This window comes from Sporosarcina sp. SAFN-010 (genome assembly GCF_059415065.1).
Map to the genome: position 1 here is coordinate 347,926 of NZ_JBPFDS010000001.1, position 20,043 is coordinate 367,968.

The window sequence follows — 20,043 nt, forward strand, 5'->3', positions numbered from 1 at the left end:
AGTCCCTCTTTGTTTGTTGACTATTGTTTCCTACTTGCCTCTACTAAACCTCCAAACAATCTTAATGAAGTTTTATCCCCCAGATTGGAGAGAGCCTCTGGATGCCATTGTACACTCATTACAAATTTGTGCTCAGTACTTTCAAGTGCTTCAATAATTCCATCTTTTGCTTTTCCAGTTACTACTAACGGCTTCGGAACATCGTGTACAGCTTGGTGATGTAGAGAATTTACTAGCACTTCTTTGCCCTCTACATAATTGGATAGTCGACTTCCTTTCTCGACCACCACAGTATGTGTCGGATAATTACGATCCGCTTGCTGCTTGTGTTGCAAGAGCGGTCCTTCCAAGTCGGTATAAATGTGCTGATAAATCGTACCTCCGAGAGCAACATTCAAAATCTGGTGACCTCGGCAAATTCCGAGAACTGGCATGTCCTTACCAACCGCGCACTTCGCAAGTGCCATCTCCATGTCATCGCGCTCAGGGGCAATTTTGCCAAGCTGGTGTTTGGGCTCTTCTCCAAATAGAAGCGGATTCACGTCTTCCCCACCAGTCAATAGTAAGCCATCAATTCGGTCGCAGATTTCATCGATATCTTCAAGTCCCGCCGGAAGTACTACGGGTAATCCTCCTGCTCGTAAAATTGCCCTGCTGTAGTCTGCTTTTAGGAACGTCTCTCCGTTTTCGTCTAAGTCTGATGTGATGCCTATTAGTGGTTTCATGACGTAGTCCTCCTCTTGAATAAGTGAAACCAACCAGAGTAGAAAAGTGGTTGGTTTAAGTTTTTCTTACTTCTATTCCCAGAAGAACGGAAATTCAATCAGAAAGAAGATTCGAACAAGGGATTCTCTTGAAGCAGTCTAAACAAATTCTCTTATCTGGAAAAGTAAAAAAATCGTCCGACTCCTATCCACCTTTTGACTGCTTCCCTGAATAATATAAGAAATGCGATTTCAGGAAATAACTCAGATTAAAAAGTTTCTAAGAGGATTTTTTGCTTCGAACATCTGTTTAATAGCATTTATACCATTTTTAAGGGATGCTACCCTTTAAATAATATGCTACATCGGACGCGTAAACGAACGAATTTTCGTTTTGAATTATATCGCATTAAAAATCGCTCGGGTAGTAATTAACTTGCCATTAAGCCGCAATCAGAATCATTAATTTTTGTACCGAAATACAACTTGTAAATTCTGTGATTCTTTATATTTTTAAAATAACAATAAAGTATTTGAATTAGTGCGTTTGACATTCAAATTCTTTTTATCAACTTAGCAGGATTTCCAGCCACAACTGTAAAATCCTCTACATTTTTAGTAACAATACTTCCGGCTCCAACTACAGAGTTTTTTCCAATTGTAACTCCAGGCAAAATAATTGCTCCAGCTCCTATCCAACTGCCTTCCTTTATCTTCACTGCCTTCGATGGGGAGTGACCTTGATGATAAATTGGAAGTGAAACATCGTCAAATCTATGATTTGATACATAAATATGTACACCTGAACCTACGAGTACATCATTCTCAATATCAATTACACTATCTTGTGACGCCATAAGAACACAATTAGGACGAATCACTACGTTATTACCTATTTTTATATTTGAACATTGAACGGCGTATGCTCCTATTCTAAACTCTGCATTCTCACCAAAAAACAAAAACTTTTCTTTACAAATTTTTCGTTGCAGTGACGGCAAGAAAAAGTGAAAGTAAGTACCTAGCATATCTGGTCCTAATCGATCCGTTTTTCTCGACCACCGCCACCTCTGATGCAACTCTTTCAATTCACCAAGCATTCAAGCCACCATCCACGATAATATTGTGACCCGTGACATAACTCGACGCTTCAGAAGCTAAGTAAATAAGAGCCCCAACCATTTCTTCTGGCTTAGCCATGCGATTCATTGGAATACGGTTGCTGTAGTTTCGTTTGAAAGTATCATTTTGACCGCTCTCTACTCCACCAGGTGTTATTGCATTTACCCGAATTCCCTTACCTGCCCAGTAGGTAGCCAAATATTTAGTAAGCCCAATCACACCCGCTTTTGAAGCAGAATAAATCGCTGGGGAATTAATTTGTCTATCTAAATAATAGGAACCTTCATATATACGTTGGTCTGGCCCTATTACGCCGTATATCGATGCGGTTTGTATAATAGCCCCCCCATTTCCCTGTTCAATAAAGACTTTACCAACATGCTTTGCTACAAGGAACATTCCATCTAAATTTGTGCTCATAATTTCTTTCCATTGATCTAATTCATAGTCCTCAAAGTTTGCAAAAAACGCATCCAAATCCTTAGATTTCCCCGCTGCATTATTATGTAAAATATTTATTTGACCAAAGTGGCTTACTACATCTTTAACCATCTGCACTACCGATTCTTCAGATGTTACGTCACATTGGAAAGCTTTTGCTTTAGTACCAAATTCATCATTTATGAGTGTCATTGTTTTCTCTGCGGCTTCTAAGTCAATGTCCACAACAGCTACATCAGCCCCGGCGCTCGCAAGCCCTATACAAAAATGTTGACCTAATATGCCACCGCCACCTGTGACAATCGCTGTTTTGTCTTCTAATCTGAATTTATCTATATATGAATGTTTCATAATAGTAAACCTCTTCTCTCCGCCAAAAATGAGACAAACTCAAAATCGAGGGGCGAATCGATATCGATTGATCTTTCTTCTGGCATTTCGTACAGTACTGTACGCTTCAAGAAAACAGTTGATGAGTTTAAAAGAGTCTCTCTTCGCCATATGTATATTGATGCATTCATATCATAACACTTTGGTGCATCTTGTCTTCGAATAACTTGAGTATCGAGCATTTTTGATAACGTAGCATTTCCTTCTCTATCTACCTCTACCAAATTAAAGTATGGGCTTCTTCTTGAAGGTGCCCCAGTAATTAGGTTATCTGCTTCTATGTCTTGTTCATAGGTAGATATAGCAGTTTGGATATCTTTAATACTTCTAAGAGGGGATGTAGCATCCAGGTCGACAATTACATCGAATTGTTTTCCCAGCTGTTCTTCAGCTACAGTTAAACAATGTTGAATAACAGGTAGTTTTGCAGCTTGATCTGTTGCCAATTCCGTTGGGCGGTTCACTAGGATATCGGCTCCATATATTTTTGCAACCTCTAAAATCTCAGAACTGTCACTACTAACAGCAATACTATCAAATAATCCACTCTCTTTAGCTTGAAGGATTGAATGAGCAATTAGTGGTTTGCCAGCAAGTAATTTGATATTCTTATTCTCCACACCTTTGGAGCCACCTCTAGCACAAATTGTACAAATTCTATTCATTAGATACCCACACCTTTTCTTTGGATGCTAATTCTGCTCCCTTTATCATTTTCAGGAGGTTATATCCTTCATTAAACGTACAGAGACTTGCTAACTCATCATTTAACACAGCCAAATGTTGATTTTTATACGTATCATCTCGCCCAACAATGAACTGAATAACTTCATCGTTAATTTGGAGTGTATTACTTATAAAATCAGCACGATATGTAGTTGAATTCGTGTTAATGACAATAAAACGCTGTGTTATGTGGTCAAGGTAATTCATATGCACAGTGATAGTTGGAACTCCTTCTGTTCGATACATGAGAGTAAAATGGTCATCAGAATCAAGTTCGAGATTACTATAATTCCCACCTTTTGCACTCATTTCTTTCCATTCTCCAAACAACATTTGTAAATAGTCTAGCTCATGACTTAAATCACGAAGAACCCCCCCTCCTCTAGCTTTGCTCGCCGAGTAGGATTCACGATAATCGGTACCTGGTCTCCAGGTAGGTAAGTATTGACCTACATATGATTGTACAGATATGACCTGTTTTTGAGATAGTTCTTCTACTAGCCTTTGAACGATTGGATGAAACCGAAGATTATACCCCACAAAAGTAGAAACAGGAGATTCCTCAATATCACTAACATTTGCATATAGTGGTTTTTCTACGAGAATTTTATCTTTATAACCTAGATGAACCAGCTTTGCTAAAGTCTTTTCGTGTTCACTCGTTTCGTTTGCTACAATTATATACTCTGGATTCTCACACCGGATAGCTTCTTCAATACTTGCATAACTGAGAGGATATTCTATTGCCCTACGGGAGACAACTGATACACGATGACCAAGGTCATTCAGTATATTCTCATGTCTTCGTCCAATTGAACCATATCCGATTACAAGGCAGTTTTTTTCAGTTAACATTCATTTCTTCCTTCCCGAAATTGCGTTGATAATCTCCATTCGCTTTTTCATAGTCAGCCATTTGACCAATGTCTAGCCAGTACTCCCTCAACGGGAAGGCAGATGTTTTTTCTTTATTTGACATAACTGATTCAAACAAATCCGGCATATCTAAAAAAGTATTGGAGGGTATATAATCCAAAATTTCAGGATTCATTGCATAAACACCTGTATTCACAAAACAACTTTTTATAGGCTTTTCTTGAATTGATAACAACTGATCTTTTTCGGTTTCTACAACACCATACGGAATTTCATACTCGTACTCTCGTACACACATTGTCGCTACAGAGTTGGTTTCCATATGAAAGTTCAAAAGTTGCTCAAAATTAATTGTAGTTAACAAATCACCATTCATTACAAAAAAGGGAGCTTTAGGATACTCTGGAAGCAATGACAATGCTCCCGCCGTTCCCAGTCTTTTTGTCTCTTCAATATATTCTATGGATACACCTAAGTGCGAACCATCTTGAAAATAATCCTTTATCACTTCTTTTTTATAGTTCACGGAAAGTATGAATTTCGTAAAACCATGACTTCTAAAACTTTCGATAATCGTTTCTAGGATTGGTTTACTTCCAACATTCAACATTGGCTTCGGTATACTTTCTGTTAGGGGACGAAGTCTAGTACCCAGTCCACCAGCCATCAACACGACTAAATTTTCTTTGCTTAAGCGCTGCCCTGGTTCTTCTGCAAATAAAATTTCAACCAATTTACATTCCTCTGAAATGATTGGGAGTTGCTTTACCTTTAATCGGTCCATCTGTCTTCTATAATAAACATGACTTTTCCCTGTCCTAAGATATATAGGAGTACGATTCATAACTTCTGCTATTGGTCGATCTAAAGGGACTCCTTTTAAAATACCTCTTCTAATATCGCCATCTGTAACAGACCCCAAAAGAATATAGTCGTTATCTACAACTGCTGCAAACTGCATTGTCGTTTTGTCTATCAATCTCATTACTTCTAAAATTGATGTAGAAGACTCTACCAAGACCTCTTGCCATTTCCCCATCACTTACACCTCCTGTGCAGGTACACCATAAGCAGTTATATCATCTTCGACATTTTTTAAAACTAGAGATCCCGCACCTATTAGTACACGGTTCCCAATTGTTATATTTTGTATAATCGTAGTACCAGCACCGATGTGACAGTTTTCCCCAACCGAAACGCTTCCTGAAAGAACTACGCCAGGAGCAATATGCGAATGGTGCTGAATTACACTATTATGATCAATTTGAGAGCCTGTATTGATAATTAAATTTTCCCCCAGTACAGATTGAGTTTGAATAATAGCACCTGCCATTATTTGTGTACCTTCTCCTATTGCAACAGTCGGAGATATTATGGCTGAGGGATGAATGATTGTGGCAAAGGTGTATCCTTTTGATTTAAATGCCGCATATTTTTTTTTCCTTAGATTAGTTACATTTATCGTACCAATCCCTAGTACAAGTTCAACTTCGTTCACGTGATATTCTAATATAACATTATCATTTCCTAAGTATGGTAGGTTGTAGAATTCAGAGCCTTCCTCCGGAGCTGTATATCCAATTATTTCAATATGGGTACCTTGTAATATCTCTACTAAAACCGAGGCATGTCCACCGTTCCCTATAATTATTACCGGCTTATTCATTCAACAAATCGTCCTCTTCATAGTTGCGGGTGGCACTTTTACCTATCAAAGACCAGAATCTTGAAGGGTCCATTCCATTGCCAGGCCGTTTAAATGTTAGACTTTCCCTAGCAATTGGTTGTCCTTTTACAATACGTTCTTTTGCAACAATACTTTTTCTAGCAGCCTCCCGATTTTTAATTTCAATTTGAGTAGGCTCTTTAATAACACTACCTAATGATTGTTCCACAGCACGAATCCCGTTCACCATACTACCTAGTTCCATTGGATTCAATGACGCCATATGGTCTGGTCCTGGTAATGATTTGTCAATCGTAAAATGTTTTTCAATGACTCTCGCTCCTAAAGCGACTGCTGCAATCGGAACTGTAATTCCTTCTGAGTGATCTGAATAGCCAATAGGTAATTTCAACTCGTCGCTTAATCCTTTCATAGCATGCAAGTTTATCGTTTTATACGGAGCTGGATATTCTGTTGTGCAGTGGAGAACTTTTACGTATGCTTCTAACACTTCTTTTGCACGATGTGTATTATAGAAAGTCTCAACCTTTTCTAAGTCTACATCCTCACCTGGAAACTCTAACCCGAATGCGATAAATGAAAGTGATTCATGTATTTCTTCTATTGTTGCCATGCCTGTCGATAAAATAATAGGAACTTGCTTTGTAGCCAAATAGTGTACAAATGGGCTATTCGTTAGTTCGCCTGATGGTATTTTTATAGTCTTAAGTTGGAGATCATGAACTAAAAAGTCGACACTTTCAAAATCAAAAGGCGTCGACAAAAATTCAATATCTTTATGATTACAATATTCTTTCAGTTCTTTAAATTGCTGGTATGAAAGCTCGAGTTTTTTCAACATTTCAAACTGCGTCGTTTCTTCTCCCAAGTTCTTTACTTGATAAGAAGCTTGATGGGCGGATTGTGTAACTAAATTCTCCGTTTTGTATGTTTGAAATTTTACTGCATCTACTCCTGATATTTTGGCAACATCGACAAGTTTTTTAGCAAGTTCAAGGGATCCATTATGATTTACTCCAGCTTCTGCAATAATGTATGTAGAATTACTCATAGGTCATAAAACTCCTTTTGAATAGTAAAAGTATCGATTTTTTTTAGATAGGAAACAATTTTTGAAGCTACCACACCATCTCCAAAAATTCGTTGATACTGCCCTTTAAATGCAAGTGCTTCTTCAATCGAACTATATATGTCATCTGCCTGCAAATTAGCATGAATAACAGAGGTGGGACACTGCCTACCTGCCTGTCGGTTTCCACAATCTACAGTAGGCGTTTCTAAATAAGGTACTTCTATTAATCCACTGGATGAGTTTCCAATAACTACTCTCGCATTCTTTACTGCACTCAAGTAGTTTAACTGACCTAGGGAATCAAACAAATAAGCATTGTCATTGTTTGAAACGAACTGTTCAATTCTAGTATTTATAGTTCTACCCCCATTGTCAGCATTCGCCTTAGTAAATATCAAATTCACATTAGGATAATGTTCTAGGGCTTCTAGTAGACTTATAATCCCTTTAGTTGCTCCATTTGTTTCTGGGTGGTAGGTAATTAAAAAGAAAGGTTGCTTACTATCAATCTTTAAAGATTGATATAAATCCGTTTGCGTCAATAGCGGTAGCTTCATTATATTTTCAATCCCAAGCGCCCCTACATTCCATACCCGTTCTGGAGATTCACCTAACTGAATAATTCGATTTCTATGTAATTCCGTGCTAGCAAAATGCCACGTTGCCATTTTTGTAATCGCATGTCTTATGGAATCGTCATATGCACCAAATGTGAGTTCTCCACCGTGAATATGTGCAATAGGAATGTTCATTACTAATGCGGTTTGGGCTACAGCTAACAGCTCAAAACGATCTCCTAAGATGAGTACTAAATCAGGTTGTAATCGGTCAAATGTCTGAGCAAAATTGATTGTTCCAAGCCCAATTGCTTTAGCAATACCAGTAGAATGGTCCGAAGATAATAATATCTCCACTTTTTCATTTATTACAAATCCATCAAGCTCAATCTGTTTGTACGTAGACCCGAACTCAGGAGACAGGTGCATACCTGTTACTACTAATTGTAAGTCGAAGTCATAATCCTGCTCTAGTTCTTTCAATAACCAATAAAGGAGCCCATATTCAGCACGGGTTCCAGTGACTATACAAACTTTATGTTTCTTCATTGCTGTTAGCTCCTTTACATTGGATTGGAAGGAACATTTATCACACTATTTTTCAATTCATTCATCGTGGTTAAAGTGCTTCGAGGGCAATTTTTATAAATCTCCAACTCGTTTAATGGAGTCCAAATTGGCCTAGCCATTACACCATTATTGTTCAGAATTTGCAATACTGTATCACGATTAGTACCGGACTCAAGCAGAAGAGTCTGAAGCCAGTAGTTGCTCTTTGAATTATGATTTTCTACAAATAGTTTTGCAGCCTTGTTATTCATTAATAAATTCTCATATTTTTGAGTAAGAGTACGTTTCGATGCTAAGAACCCATTTAACTTTTGCAACTGTGCACAACCGAGCGCTGCATTAATGTTAGGCATCCGGTAATTGTATCCAATTTCGTCATGGTTAAATTCCCAGGAATGAGGCACTTTTGCAGTAGTGGTGATATGCTTAGCATAATCGGCTAAAGCGTCATCATTTGTTAGAATAGCTCCACCACCACCAGTCGTAATGATTTTATTTCCATTAAAACTAAGTGCAGCAGTTCGGCCAAATCCCCCCGTATGTTTCCCTTTGTAATAGGATCCTAAAGACTCAGCGGCATCTTCAACTAATATTATGTTGTATCGTTGACAAACATCTAGTAACGGGTCTAGGTCAACTGGATGACCGAATGTATGCATTGGTACTACTGCACGAATAATTCTTCCTGTTGACTTATTCACCAACTGGTTATCTTTCATCACCCCAATTGTTTGAATGTGCTTGTCCAACTTAATAGGATCGAGACCAAGCGTTTCTGTACTTACGTCAACAAAGTGAGGAATGGCTCCGAGATAGGTCGCAGCGTTTGCAGTTGCTATAAAAGTTAGTGCAGGCATAAACACTTCATCATTAGTCTGAACGCCAGCTATTTTGAGTGCGATTTGAAGGGCTGCAGTACCGTTAACAACCGCGACTGCTCGTTTCACACCTGTATACTCTGCTAGATCTCTTTCAAACTGATCTACATACTTTCCTACAGAAGAAACCCATCCTGTTTCTATGCAGTCCGTTACGTAACGAATTTCCGAGTTATCAAAGGTGGGCTCATGTAGTGGAACAAAATCTTTTCCATACATCTTCTTTATTTTCTTAGCAAAGTGTAACCACTCACCATTCATATGTTATACACATCCGTCTTGTATGATGATAAGTTCTGTGGATTCGAGAACCAATCGATTGTTTCTGTTAATCCACGTTTAAATCCTTCTTTTCCTCCATATGAAGGCTCCCATCCAAGAAGCTTCTTCGCTTTTTGATTATCTGCCCACAAACGCTCTACTTCACTTTTATCTGGACGCAGTCTTTGTTCATCTGTAACAATTTCCAAATCGACATTCATAATATTTGCAATCATTTGTGCCGTCTCACCAATAGAGACCTCATAGTTAGAGCCTATGTTAATGACTTCTCCAAGTGACTGATCATGATCCAAAACAGATATAAACCCGTCCACTGTATCCTTCACGTAATTAAAATCACGCGTCGGACTAATCGCTCCAAGTTGAATAGACTTTTGTCCATTGGCGAGCTGACCGATTATAGTAGGAATAACGGCTCTTGCTGATTGGCGCGGTCCATACGTATTGAATGGTCGAATAATTGCCACTGGAGTCTCAAAGGAACGATAAAAAGATAATGCCAATTGATCTGCTGCAATTTTTGTTGCGGAGTATGGAGATTGCCCTTGCAATGGATGACTTTCATCTATCGGGACATATTGGGCAGTACCATAGACCTCACTTGTAGAAGTATGAACTACTTTTTGAATACCTAACTCCCTTGCTGCTTGTACAACGTTCAATGTTCCAGTAATATTCGTGTCTACATACATACTTGGAGAATGATATGAGTAAGGAATCGCAATCAATGCAGCAAGATTGAGAACATGAGTACAGCCTTTCATTGCCTCTTTGACTCCATATGGATCCCGAATATCTCCTGTAAATACATCAAGATGACTCTTAATCTCAGTAGGTAGAGTATCGAGCCATCCCCAAGAATTGAACGAATTATAGTAAACGAAAGCTCTTACTTCGTAGCCTCTTCGTATAAGTTCTTCTGTTAGGTGAGAGCCAATGAATCCATCGGCCCCTGTTACTAATACTTTCTTACGTTCATTCATTAATGACACCCTCTTCATCTATGTTTAGTAGACGTTCTTTCATTTCTTCAAAATAAGGTTTCACAAATTCATTATGTAGTTCTACTTCTTTAATAAAATGACTAAAGATATTAATAATCACTTCTGCTTTCTTTAATACATCTGTCTCAAAACGAATAGTTGCACTCTCTTCAGACAAGCGAGTATTTTGAACAATGAGCATAGGTTCAACAAACCCGACGTAAAAAGGATTTCGTTTCAGCTTAGAAAACTGCTTATCGAATTCAACAAAATTTTGTTCCATCTTTGTTGCGATCTTACTCTTTAAGTTCCTATCTATTTTTTCAAGTTCAGAATTAATGTTTAGGAGTTGTTTTGTTATTCTTCTTGATTCAGCCGACAGGATTTCTAACCGTTTGAGTGTGAATTTTGTATTGTAAGAATTTTTCTCATTCCACCACTCAGTGTTTACTTCATTTGAATTGAGACGTTTTTCAATAATTGTACTTAAATTCGTAAATGTTGTGCCTTCAATGAAGGCTCCTGATTTCGTCGTATTTATGACTTCTATTTCCGGACTTTTTTGTATGAAATATTCTAACTGTTTTCTCATAATATTAAAACTCTCACTCGTCTGAATAGAATTACCCTGGACGTCTGTTATAGTTATAGAATCTTCTATTTCATTTTCGCTTAGTTCATTATTTATGAAATCGTAAGAAATGCCAGCAGCATAGCGATTTTTATCTTTATATGCTAAATTTTGTCCGACTAATATAATCGGATTACATTCTAATTTGCTAAGTAACTGAAAAGTAATTGCCGCTATCGTAGGCGAATCTAACACAATATCAATCGATTTAGTTGTATCCAGTAATTGTGGTGATACTGTATCCGGACTAGTAATCATGTGAATTTTAGGACCACTATAATCTTCTAATGCTTCAAAACCAATTGAACTGCCGAAAATGAGAGGGATGTTATTAATCTCTTTATCCTTCACTTTCTGTAATACTTTCCATTGTTCAGCTGATGGGTCATATGCACAAGTAGCATGTGGATAAATTCCTGCTTCAATTAGTGAATTGATTGCAGAACCAACAGAAAAGATATATGCAGATTCACTCTCACGGATTTTTCTCAAGTTTTCAAGTTCTTCTGTTAGAGATGGTCCCGCTGCAACAATGATTGCTGGTTTATCACGAAAATCTCTAATAGGAAAATCGCACATGATATTCGGAGTCATCGTCACAAGTGGAAAGTTTTTGATAGAATTGATCGTCCATCTTTTTTGGTTAATCAAATTTACTGCTAAATACATTTTTTTATTTTTCAAAGAGTGAATGATTGTTTCTGAAATATTTTTTACTTGCATACTGTATTGCTGTTCATATACAGGTAAGATAGCCAAAATTATACTTCCATTAGAAAGACGTAACACTTTTTCCATATCAGTAGTTATTTCGGTGGCCTCTGTTCCAGTAAAAATATGTTGTAAGCCTCTCATTTCAGAGGAACTTAAATCACAGCACTCTAAAAAGATATTAAGAACAGCTAAATCAGGCTCATAAATTGAAAACGTTATATCCGGATATTGTGAACTAAATTTACTAATATGATATCCTAATCCTGAGCCAATAAATAACACATGTTTTGCCACTGACATATCTAGATTTTTTATAAAGCGTTCTGCTTCTTTCTCAGGGTCGTATTTGCTATGAATGTACTTTGTTGTTTCTAAGAATTGCACTTTTAATGTTTTAGCACCTGACTTTGCTTGTTCAACAGTTCCTTTGGAATTACATACATTATTCTTCTCATTATCTAACAACTTTAATAACTCTCTATTTTTCCGCCTAAGTACTTCACGATTTTCAATTGAGATCATCAGCGTCACCATAGTTTTTAATTGCTAGTTCTACTTGCTCTTTAATGGATTGAAACACAGGCAATGCCTCATACTTCAATATATCCGCAATTAATACTGAGTCTGTATTTTCCAAGGCTTCTTCTAAATTATTTAGCTCACCTTCAAAATTAGAGATATCCTTTACCACTTCGCTCCAATTTGATGGACGGAATTTACTATTCTCGACAACATTGACCATTGAAAGAATCCAATCTATTGCTTCAAATAAGTTACTAAGATCTGCCCACGCATTTGGTGATGGATGACTATAGAATTTTTCTACGAGATCCTCAATATTAGGATTTGCATTGTCAATGTAACTATACGTAGATTCCAGAAGATTTCTCACAAACTTGACTGCTTCTGTCGCAATTAATTCTATTACCATTTCATCTTTTAACTTTCTTGACAACAACTCTTTTGGACTTTCAATCTTTTCGGTTCTATCTAAGACAAAGTATTCAAAGTAATATTTGTCTTCTAGCAATTCTTTAGATCTTTCAATTATTTGTAGATTAGTTGGTGTATAATCGTAACTATAAGTTTGGTTGTTAAATATGAGATCCATTGGTTCTCCTCCGCATCTAAATAACTTTGTTAATAGTTATTATATCGGTACTTTTCAAGTTTTTTCAACCTAAATATCATTATTAAATTATCATATTTACTAAACGGAAGTGATTGGAGACTGTATTATGAAAATATCTTGCCTAAACACTAAAACGGTTCCTACAGTGAAAGTAGAATTGAATAATCAAACATTAGTTTTCCACAGTAAATACGATCCATTACACGCATCACAAAAATGGGCAGAGAATACTCTCATTCTTATAAAACCCGAAGAAGAAGTTATTGTTTTTGGTTTATGCGCGGGCTATCACATTGTAGCTTTATCAAAACTGTTGCCTAATACATCGATAATTGTTGTTGAGTTCAATGACCAATATTACGATTGGTTTGCCACATCTCTATTCAAAGGTGCACTTGAAAAGTGTAAAAATGTGTCTTTAAAAAAGTTTAGCGAATTAAGTGAATATCAAAGAAACTCTCTTTTCACCTCTATCAGTTCAACAAACATTTGCAGTCTTGAGCAATACTTTAATATTATACCTGTACACTTTTCTTCAGTAGTTGCTATTTTGAGAAAAATTATTTTGCAGAATAAATCACTTTCCACTCAAATAGGTTTCATGAAGGAGAACTTTAACCGGAATGTCACTCTAAATGATGATGGAATTCACAATATGAAAGAAAAATATCTTGGAAAACCAATGATACTTATTTCAGCTGGTCCTTCACTTAATAAACAATTACCTCTTTTAAAAACGATTCAAAACAGTGGGAATTTTATTTTAGGTGCTGTAGGAACTTCATTATCACCTTTAATCTCATACGGTATTACTCCCGATTTTTATGCGATCATCGATGCACAGGCGACAGAAAAGCAACTTGATCAAATTGATTTACCAAATACAACACTGTTCTATCTAAGTACTGCCTCGACTAATACCATATTACTTCATAAAGGCCCCCGTAGAGTAATTTGGCAACGCGGATATGAAGAAGCTGAATTAATGGCGAAACAATTCAATGATCCTACCATGGAAACTGGAGGCTCTGTCGCCACTATATTATTAGATATTATGGTGTACTTGGGTGGAGGACCCATTGCCTTAGTAGGACAGGATTTGGCATTCACTGGAGGTAAAACTCACGCTTCTGGAACTCATTCATCTTTGGATGTTATTGAACAGTTTGGCAAAAATCAAGTCCTGAATTATTATCGTAACGGAACTGTAATGACTTCCAATAATTTAACTCTTTATAGAATGTGGTTTGAAGATTATGCAGAAAATCATGGAGAACATAATTTAATGAATTGTACAGAAGGCGGTGCATATATCCAAAATTGGGAGCATATAAGCCTTCTCGAGTATTATAAAAAGTTCAAGTAAAAAAGCGCAATCCATTTAAGGATTGCGCTTTTCACACTATTAACGAAGTAATTGAAGTACGCCTTGTGGCTGCTGGTTAGCTTGTGAAAGCATCGCTTGAGCCGCTTGAGTCAAGATATTGTTCTTAGTGAACGACATCATTTCTTTAGCCATATCAACGTCACGGATACGTGATTCAGCTGCAGTCAAGTTCTCAGATGAAGTTCCAAGGTTGTTGATTGTGTGCTCTAGACGGTTTTGGTTTGCACCAAGTTTAGAACGCTCAGCTGATACTTTATCGATAGCAGTTTGAATAGTAGTGATAGCTTTATCTGCTGAAGCTTGTCCACTAATATTAATGCCGCTCACTCCGAGGCCGCTAGCTGTCATACTACCAATGTTTAGTGTGATTGACTGTCCTTCATTAGCTCCGATGTGGAATGTTTTCCCAGTGAATCCACCACTCATAAGTGTTTGAGTGTTGAACTCTGTATCAGTAGCAATACGAGTAATTTCAGTTGTAAGCTCTGCAACTTCTTTTTGAAGTTCTTTACGGTCACTTGTAGTATTTGTATCGTTAGAAGATTGAACAGCTAGTTCACGCATACGTTGAAGGATTGCTTGTGTTTCGTTCAAAGCACCTTCAGCTGTTTGGATCAAAGAAATACCATCTTGTGCGTTTTTAGAAGCCATATCCAAACCACGGATTTGACCGCGCATTTTTTCAGAGATTGCAAGACCAGCTGCGTCGTCTCCAGCACGGTTGATTTTAAGACCTGAAGATAGTTTCTCTAGGTTTTTAGATGCGTTTGTGTTGTTCGTTCCTAATTGACGGTGAGTGTTCATTGCTGCTAAGTTGTGATTAATAATCATTGTGTTTTCCTCCTTGAGTTTTGAGGTTCACATCCTTGTGAACCTGATCATTTTATTGTTTGCTTGAGTCAGGGTGCCGGCCGAAACATCCTTCTCTTGCTTACATAGATAATATCGGATAGGTCTATCAAGTGTTTAGTCATTTTGATAAGTTTTTAAAAAGTTTTTTCTGTAATTAACGTTAAACTGTAATACAGCAAAAAAGCAAGATCCGTCTTAACTCTCAGTGCTATTGGTCAATAGGTTAAATACATCCAAGTCTACTGTAATAGCTTCGGCATTATTCTCTGAAATAGATTGCACCAGTTCTCCTCGTAGTATCTCTACTGATTTGGGAGCTTCAATTCCAATACGAATTGCATCTCCTTTTACTTCAATAATTCGTACTTCAATTTGATCACCTATTTTTATGGTTTCATTTGGTTTACGGGAAAGAACTAGCATCTTAATATGCCCCCTTTTCAGCTGGTTTACCTATTGGCTGACGTAAGCTAAATTGGGAATCGTTCAATATCATCTGTTTTGCTTTTTGGTTAGTACTGTTAAAAATAAGTGGTGCTTGTAAGTTCATTGTTGAAGATTCGAATGGTTGTTTTAGTGACATAACTGTCAAGATCATTACCTCTTCTTGCTTCTTAATGTTCAATAAATCTAGTGTTGGTTCATCTATTGAAATTGAATAGTTTTCAACAAGCGCATATGGATTGGAGACAATCAACGCAATAGGAGTATTCGTAATCGATTGCATGACCTGAAAACTATCATTGCCTTCGATAGGTAATAAAACAAATTGTTTTTCTTCTTCGAGTCCTGGCAGGCCGTGGGGAAATTCCCACTGCTGAATAGAATCAATACTGAGTTCCCCATGAAACTTTGTTTGTATCATCATTTCAGACACTCCTTTAGTTATCAACCTTTCCAGTCAATTTGGATGGAAGGATATTGCTCCATAGTTCCACTCACTGTACCGGGAGTATAGGTGTGGATAGGTTTGTTTACTTGAACATTTAAAATCGGTTTTTGAGGTGTTGCCTTAATTGTCGTTGTGCCCGGTGTAATTGACATCTGAATTTTAGATCGGTTTGCAACAAATCGGATTCCTAATTGTGCAGGTGCTGGGTTTCCATTTTGTTTCGCAAGATCTGCAATAGCGTTCCCACCATTTTCAATCTTCAATAATTGCTGTCCTTCAGACGCCCTTCGTCCCACACCTTCAAGTGCCGATTGGCGTCCTAACTGTGCATACTCTTCTGTCCGTCTGAACACACTCTTCATATCAATGTCTTCACGAACTGCTGTTGTGTCCACTGATAATCGGGGACGTGTGGTTGAAATCTCCAATATCGCAGCCGGTTGCTCCTGTTCCATTATAGCTCTAGGCTGTTCAATCTCTTGAACTCCCTTAACTGTATTCATTGTCAAAATCCCCGGCGTTGTTTGAATTTGTAATTGCGGAAAATTCACGATTAACACCTCCATATAAAAAAACAAATACCAGGCACAAGAGTACCTGGCACGTCTCGTGCATATCTTATTTATCTAAGAAAGTCTACGAGAGACGGTTGAATAATCCGTGAACCTACCGAAAGTGCTGCGCGATGGACTGATTCCTGAGAAATCATTTCAGTAATGACCTTCTCGAAATCGATGTCTTCGTTCAATGACATTTGTTTCTTAGAAATTCCTTCTTGCGTTTGAAGACGATCGTCCATCAGTTCAGCTCTATTTTGGCGAGCCCCAACATCAGCGCGTTCCGTCAAGAGATCATCCATCATACCATCAACAGCACCAATGGCCTCATCAAAACTTATCGTCCCATCTTCAATCTGCTGGAACATGTCATCAATATCTTTAAACATTGCAACTGATTTCGAATTCACGTTTAAGTCCACACCATCAAATACATTGATGGTGATATCTTGCTCAAATGCTGGGTCATTACCGTATCCAGTACCTTTTGTATACAGGGGTGTTTCAGTTTTAGTACCACTGAAGATATATTTGTCCCCAACTTTTGTATTCGCTGTATCTTGAATCTGTTGACGAAGTTGGTCTAACTCAGATTTGATCTTATCGCGGTCCGCATCAGTCATAGTCCCTGTGTTAGCAGCATTCGTGACAAGTTCTTTCGTACGATGCAACGCTTGTCCGACCTTATCAAGCGCATCATCAGTACTATCGAGCCAGTTGTTCACTTCACCGATATTTCTCTGATATTGTGCGACCTTGTCTACTTGCATACGGTAACCAAGCCCGCGCATGGCAACTACGGGATCATCGGAAGGACGATTCACTTTTTTCCCAGTAGTCAGTTGTTCATTTAGTTTGCCCATTTTACTATAGCTTGTCGTTAAGTTACGGAGCATATTGCTGGAAAGCATTGATTGTGTAACACGCATCTGTAAGATTCCTCCTTATTATCTACCAACGACACCCATGCCATTAATGATTTTGTCGAGTGTTTCATCGACGACCGTCACCATTCGCGCTGAAGCGTTGTACGCTTGCTGGAATTGGATCATGTTAGTCATTTCTTCGTCAAGTGATACGGCACTGATTGAATCCCGACGATTTGACACTGAAATCATGAGAGTTTCTGAGTTGAACTTCATTTTTGCTGCTTGTTCTCCGTCAACACCAAGTTGTCCAATAATTCCTTGGAAGTAGGTTTGGATAGTAGCACCGTCAAGATCAGCATTTTTGTCAAATTGTATTTTTCCGAGTAGCTTGGCATTATTACCATTTCCTTCTTCTCCTGCGGCATCTGATGCCGCAATCAACGAAGGATCATCAATAATTTCTTGACGTACTTTTATGCCACCTGCACCTGTACCCTCAAAGAAATCATTCCCGCCGGCATCATTAAGACCCATTCCAAGTCTATGTTGTGTATTAAATGCATCCTTAAATGCGTTTGCCATTTTGTCTAGTTTTGTGAACATATCAGGTAATAGTCCATTGCCGTTCTGATCGCCATATGTGTTGACTAGTGATTTAATGTTTCCTGTATTTAGCATCTGATCTGTAGTGACTGAAACATCTCCATCTTTCGTTGCAAAGTCAATGCTAGAAACCTTGCCGTCCGTTCCATCCGTCTTGTTAACATTCATTGTAGCAGCATCTTTCCCTGCTACCAAGTTTACTTCAGGACCGCCATTCGACTTCAACTTAATCGTCACGGATCCTTCTGCAACTGCAGAAGCATTTCCACCTGATTTTGAATAACTCACTTCGATTGGCAAATAGCCTGATAGCTGATCGATTAACACATCACGTGCATCATACAAATCATTAGGTAAGTATCCGTTTGGTTCGATACTGCTGATTTGCTCATTCAGTCCTGCTATCTGACTCAAAATCGAGTTAATATCCTTTGCTGCGATATCAAGCTCTTGCCCCGCATTCGTCTTCAATTCTTCTAAAGACTTATTCATATAGTTAAACGCATCCGCCACCGCTTTCCCGCGCTCGATGACTACTTTACGTGCTCCCCCGTTTTCCGGGTGCACCGCTAAGTCTTCTAAACTACTCCAAAATTGGCTGAGTGATTTCTGTAAACCATATTCAGACGGCTCATTCATTACATCTTCAATTTGACCAATCGCTTGTGAACGCGAGTCCCAGTATCCAAGTTTGTTAAATTCCCCACGAAATTGCTGATCAACAAAGCTATCTCGAATTCGCTGAATTGAACCTGCTTGAACCCCCGTCCCTAAAAAGCCCGGCATTGTCCCGGCATTCATACCCACACCTGGGAATCCACTTGTTGCTTCCATATTGACACGCTGGCGTGAGTATCCTAGCGTGTTGGCGTTGCTAATGTTATGCCCCGTCGTATAAAGAGCGGACTGGTGGGTTTGCAGGCCGCGTTTGCTTGTTTCTAATCCCATAAATGTAGAGCCCATGATGATTTCCTCCTCAAGCTTGTGAATCGAATGATGCGATTTTCTCAGCTGTTTGTTTGCCTTGTATTTCGTTTTTTGAGTAGTTCACGGATTCGGTCCGTGGACGGACCATGTCCAGCGACAGATTCACAAATTGAAGCGATTGGTAAGTAAGCTTCTGGTTTAAGTCGTTCTGCCATTTCAATTCATGAATCGCGTGCAGGAGACGGTCCTTCGCCTCCTTGAGCTGAGTCTGTTCAGGCTCTTGGATGATGCTGAGTACATCAGTGATTGTAGGTTGTAGCGGTACCGAACGTCCTTGTTCGGTGAAAAAAGCAACGACTGCTGTTTCACGGGCTTTGTCTGTCTGCAAGATTGCAGCGATATGAGCTTGCTCATCTTTGAGTAGCTGATCGAGTCCACTGATGTCGTTTTTCTTAATACGTATTGTTTTTTCGTTTGCGATGCGCAGCAGGCTTCGATGAAGCTTCTCCAATTGGTCGAGCTGACCTAGAATCGATTCGATTGTTTGATTTTTCATGGTAAGGGTCCCCTGCTTTCTCAAATGAAGTGCGCCCGCTTACTGTTTCGGTTGGTAATAGCCGATCAGATCTGAAGCGAGCTGTTCCGCGTCGACCTTATACGTGCCAGCTTGGATTTGTGCTTTCAATGCGCTGACTTTCTCGTTACGTTGTGACGTAATCGGGCTCGGTTCGGAAAGTTGCTTGGCCTCTTTTGAAATTTCTAGACGATCTTTCTGAACAGCAGTTTCGTTCTTTGTTTGTTCGTTTTTCACTTGGTTCGTCCGATAAGGGTTCACCGGAGGAATGTTATTGTTTGTAATTTTCATGTCTGTTCTCGCTCCTTTCGAAAATTATTGGCTGTTAGTAACTATTTCGGCTGAATTCCGAGTAGTTGAAGGGTCTTTCGTACGAAATTACAGTTTTCCGGATATCCACATCTCATTACCTACTGGATTGGTAGCGCTTTACACGTACCCGTTCTTAAGGTTACAAAACTAATTCATTAGATGGATATTAGACGTTCTTGGATTACGTTGCAGACGGACACTTTCCGAGGGGCTCGATTCCAGCAGCTTCCTTCGCTCCGCTTAGTCCAGGGTCTTCAATCTTCGCTGTTCCCTCCGGAGTCGTCGTCTTTCACTTCAATCAAAGG

At 38.5% G+C, this 20,043-nt stretch carries 22 protein-coding genes; 1 reads left to right on the forward strand and 21 read right to left on the reverse strand.

Translation table 11 applies throughout. From position 1 onward, the window contains the following. Positions 1 to 20: 20 nt before the first annotated feature. The 13 genes from ACR65F_RS01740 to ACR65F_RS01800 all read right to left on the reverse strand — a co-directional run bounded on the left by ACR65F_RS01740 (position 21) and on the right by ACR65F_RS01800 (position 12,744). Positions 21 to 725, reverse strand: coding sequence for a gamma-glutamyl-gamma-aminobutyrate hydrolase family protein (locus tag ACR65F_RS01740; RefSeq protein WP_440502946.1), 705 nt, complete (start codon positions 723 to 725; stop codon positions 21 to 23). Positions 726 to 1,258: 533 nt separating this feature from the next. Beyond that, positions 1,259 to 1,804, reverse strand: coding sequence for an acyltransferase (locus ACR65F_RS01745; protein ID WP_440502947.1), 546 nt, complete (start codon positions 1,802 to 1,804; stop codon positions 1,259 to 1,261). Further along, complete coding sequence (locus ACR65F_RS01750) at positions 1,794 to 2,618, reverse strand: SDR family oxidoreductase (protein ID WP_440502949.1); 825 nt, start codon at positions 2,616 to 2,618, stop codon at positions 1,794 to 1,796. Before ACR65F_RS01750 ends, ACR65F_RS01745 begins: the two co-directional genes overlap by 11 nt. Next, positions 2,615 to 3,322: an acylneuraminate cytidylyltransferase family protein gene (locus tag ACR65F_RS01755; RefSeq protein ID WP_440502950.1), complete on the reverse strand. Its 708-nt coding sequence runs from the start codon at positions 3,320 to 3,322 to the stop codon at positions 2,615 to 2,617. Before ACR65F_RS01755 ends, ACR65F_RS01750 begins: the two co-directional genes overlap by 4 nt. Next, the gene (locus ACR65F_RS01760) at positions 3,315 to 4,238 is read right to left on the reverse strand and encodes a Gfo/Idh/MocA family protein (RefSeq protein ID WP_440502951.1); all 924 of its coding nucleotides are present in this window, start codon (positions 4,236 to 4,238) and stop codon (positions 3,315 to 3,317) included. Before ACR65F_RS01760 ends, ACR65F_RS01755 begins: the two co-directional genes overlap by 8 nt. Beyond that, on the reverse strand, positions 4,228 to 5,298 hold the full coding sequence (locus ACR65F_RS01765) for a nucleotidyltransferase family protein (protein WP_440502953.1): 1,071 nt from the start codon (positions 5,296 to 5,298) through the stop codon (positions 4,228 to 4,230). Before ACR65F_RS01765 ends, ACR65F_RS01760 begins: the two co-directional genes overlap by 11 nt. A gap of 3 nt (positions 5,299 to 5,301) precedes the next feature. Next, a complete protein-coding gene (locus tag ACR65F_RS01770) occupies positions 5,302 to 5,925 on the reverse strand; it encodes an acetyltransferase (RefSeq protein ID WP_440502954.1) in 624 nt (207 codons plus the stop codon). Continuing rightward, the gene (gene neuB, locus ACR65F_RS01775; protein WP_440502956.1) at positions 5,918 to 6,997 is read right to left on the reverse strand and encodes an N-acetylneuraminate synthase; all 1,080 of its coding nucleotides are present in this window, start codon (positions 6,995 to 6,997) and stop codon (positions 5,918 to 5,920) included. The genes ACR65F_RS01770 and neuB overlap by 8 nt, the downstream gene beginning before the upstream one ends. Next, positions 6,994 to 8,124: a UDP-N-acetylglucosamine 2-epimerase gene (neuC, locus tag ACR65F_RS01780; protein ID WP_440502957.1), complete on the reverse strand. Its 1,131-nt coding sequence runs from the start codon at positions 8,122 to 8,124 to the stop codon at positions 6,994 to 6,996. Before neuC ends, neuB begins: the two co-directional genes overlap by 4 nt. A 14-nt stretch (positions 8,125 to 8,138) precedes the next feature. Beyond that, on the reverse strand, positions 8,139 to 9,284 hold the full coding sequence (locus tag ACR65F_RS01785) for a LegC family aminotransferase (protein WP_440502958.1): 1,146 nt from the start codon (positions 9,282 to 9,284) through the stop codon (positions 8,139 to 8,141). Beyond that, positions 9,281 to 10,288 (reverse strand): NAD-dependent 4,6-dehydratase LegB, encoded by a 1,008-nt coding sequence (locus ACR65F_RS01790; protein ID WP_440502960.1) that lies wholly within the window; start codon positions 10,286 to 10,288, stop codon positions 9,281 to 9,283. The genes ACR65F_RS01785 and ACR65F_RS01790 overlap by 4 nt, the downstream gene beginning before the upstream one ends. Beyond that, entirely contained in the window at positions 10,281 to 12,155 is a 1,875-nt protein-coding gene (locus ACR65F_RS01795) for a motility associated factor glycosyltransferase family protein (RefSeq protein WP_440502961.1), read from the reverse strand. The genes ACR65F_RS01790 and ACR65F_RS01795 overlap by 8 nt, the downstream gene beginning before the upstream one ends. After that, positions 12,142 to 12,744 carry a DUF8042 domain-containing protein gene (locus ACR65F_RS01800; protein WP_440502963.1) on the reverse strand — a complete coding sequence of 201 codons (603 nt, stop codon included), beginning with the start codon at positions 12,742 to 12,744 and terminating at the stop codon, positions 12,142 to 12,144. Before ACR65F_RS01800 ends, ACR65F_RS01795 begins: the two co-directional genes overlap by 14 nt. 127 nt (positions 12,745 to 12,871) lie before the next feature. Between ACR65F_RS01800 and ACR65F_RS01805 the strand changes: the two genes are divergently transcribed. After that, a complete protein-coding gene (locus ACR65F_RS01805; protein ID WP_440502964.1) occupies positions 12,872 to 14,131 on the forward strand; it encodes a motility associated factor glycosyltransferase family protein in 1,260 nt (419 codons plus the stop codon). A 39-nt stretch (positions 14,132 to 14,170) separates the two neighbouring features. Here the strand turns inward: ACR65F_RS01805 and ACR65F_RS01810 are convergent, their stop codons facing one another. From ACR65F_RS01810 to flgM, 8 genes are all read right to left on the reverse strand, one after another. Beyond that, positions 14,171 to 14,983, reverse strand: coding sequence for a flagellin N-terminal helical domain-containing protein (locus ACR65F_RS01810; protein ID WP_440502965.1), 813 nt, complete (start codon positions 14,981 to 14,983; stop codon positions 14,171 to 14,173). A 216-nt stretch (positions 14,984 to 15,199) separates the two neighbouring features. Next, positions 15,200 to 15,427 (reverse strand): carbon storage regulator CsrA, encoded by a 228-nt coding sequence (gene csrA, locus ACR65F_RS01815; RefSeq protein ID WP_440502966.1) that lies wholly within the window; start codon positions 15,425 to 15,427, stop codon positions 15,200 to 15,202. A 1-nt stretch (position 15,428) separates the two neighbouring features. Continuing rightward, positions 15,429 to 15,872 (reverse strand): flagellar assembly protein FliW, encoded by a 444-nt coding sequence (fliW, locus tag ACR65F_RS01820; RefSeq protein WP_440502968.1) that lies wholly within the window; start codon positions 15,870 to 15,872, stop codon positions 15,429 to 15,431. 20 nt (positions 15,873 to 15,892) lie between these two features. After that, positions 15,893 to 16,447, reverse strand: coding sequence for a DUF6470 family protein (locus ACR65F_RS01825; protein WP_440502969.1), 555 nt, complete (start codon positions 16,445 to 16,447; stop codon positions 15,893 to 15,895). A gap of 71 nt (positions 16,448 to 16,518) precedes the next feature. Next, positions 16,519 to 17,382, reverse strand: coding sequence for a flagellar hook-associated protein FlgL (gene flgL, locus ACR65F_RS01830; protein ID WP_440502971.1), 864 nt, complete (start codon positions 17,380 to 17,382; stop codon positions 16,519 to 16,521). 18 nt (positions 17,383 to 17,400) lie between these two features. Next, entirely contained in the window at positions 17,401 to 18,888 is a 1,488-nt protein-coding gene (flgK, locus tag ACR65F_RS01835; RefSeq protein ID WP_440502973.1) for a flagellar hook-associated protein FlgK, read from the reverse strand. A gap of 13 nt (positions 18,889 to 18,901) precedes the next feature. After that, complete coding sequence (locus tag ACR65F_RS01840) at positions 18,902 to 19,408, reverse strand: flagellar protein FlgN (protein WP_440502975.1); 507 nt, start codon at positions 19,406 to 19,408, stop codon at positions 18,902 to 18,904. Positions 19,409 to 19,447: 39 nt separating this feature from the next. Next, positions 19,448 to 19,717 carry a flagellar biosynthesis anti-sigma factor FlgM gene (gene flgM / locus ACR65F_RS01845; RefSeq protein ID WP_440502977.1) on the reverse strand — a complete coding sequence of 90 codons (270 nt, stop codon included), beginning with the start codon at positions 19,715 to 19,717 and terminating at the stop codon, positions 19,448 to 19,450. Positions 19,718 to 20,043: the final 326 nt, after the last annotated feature.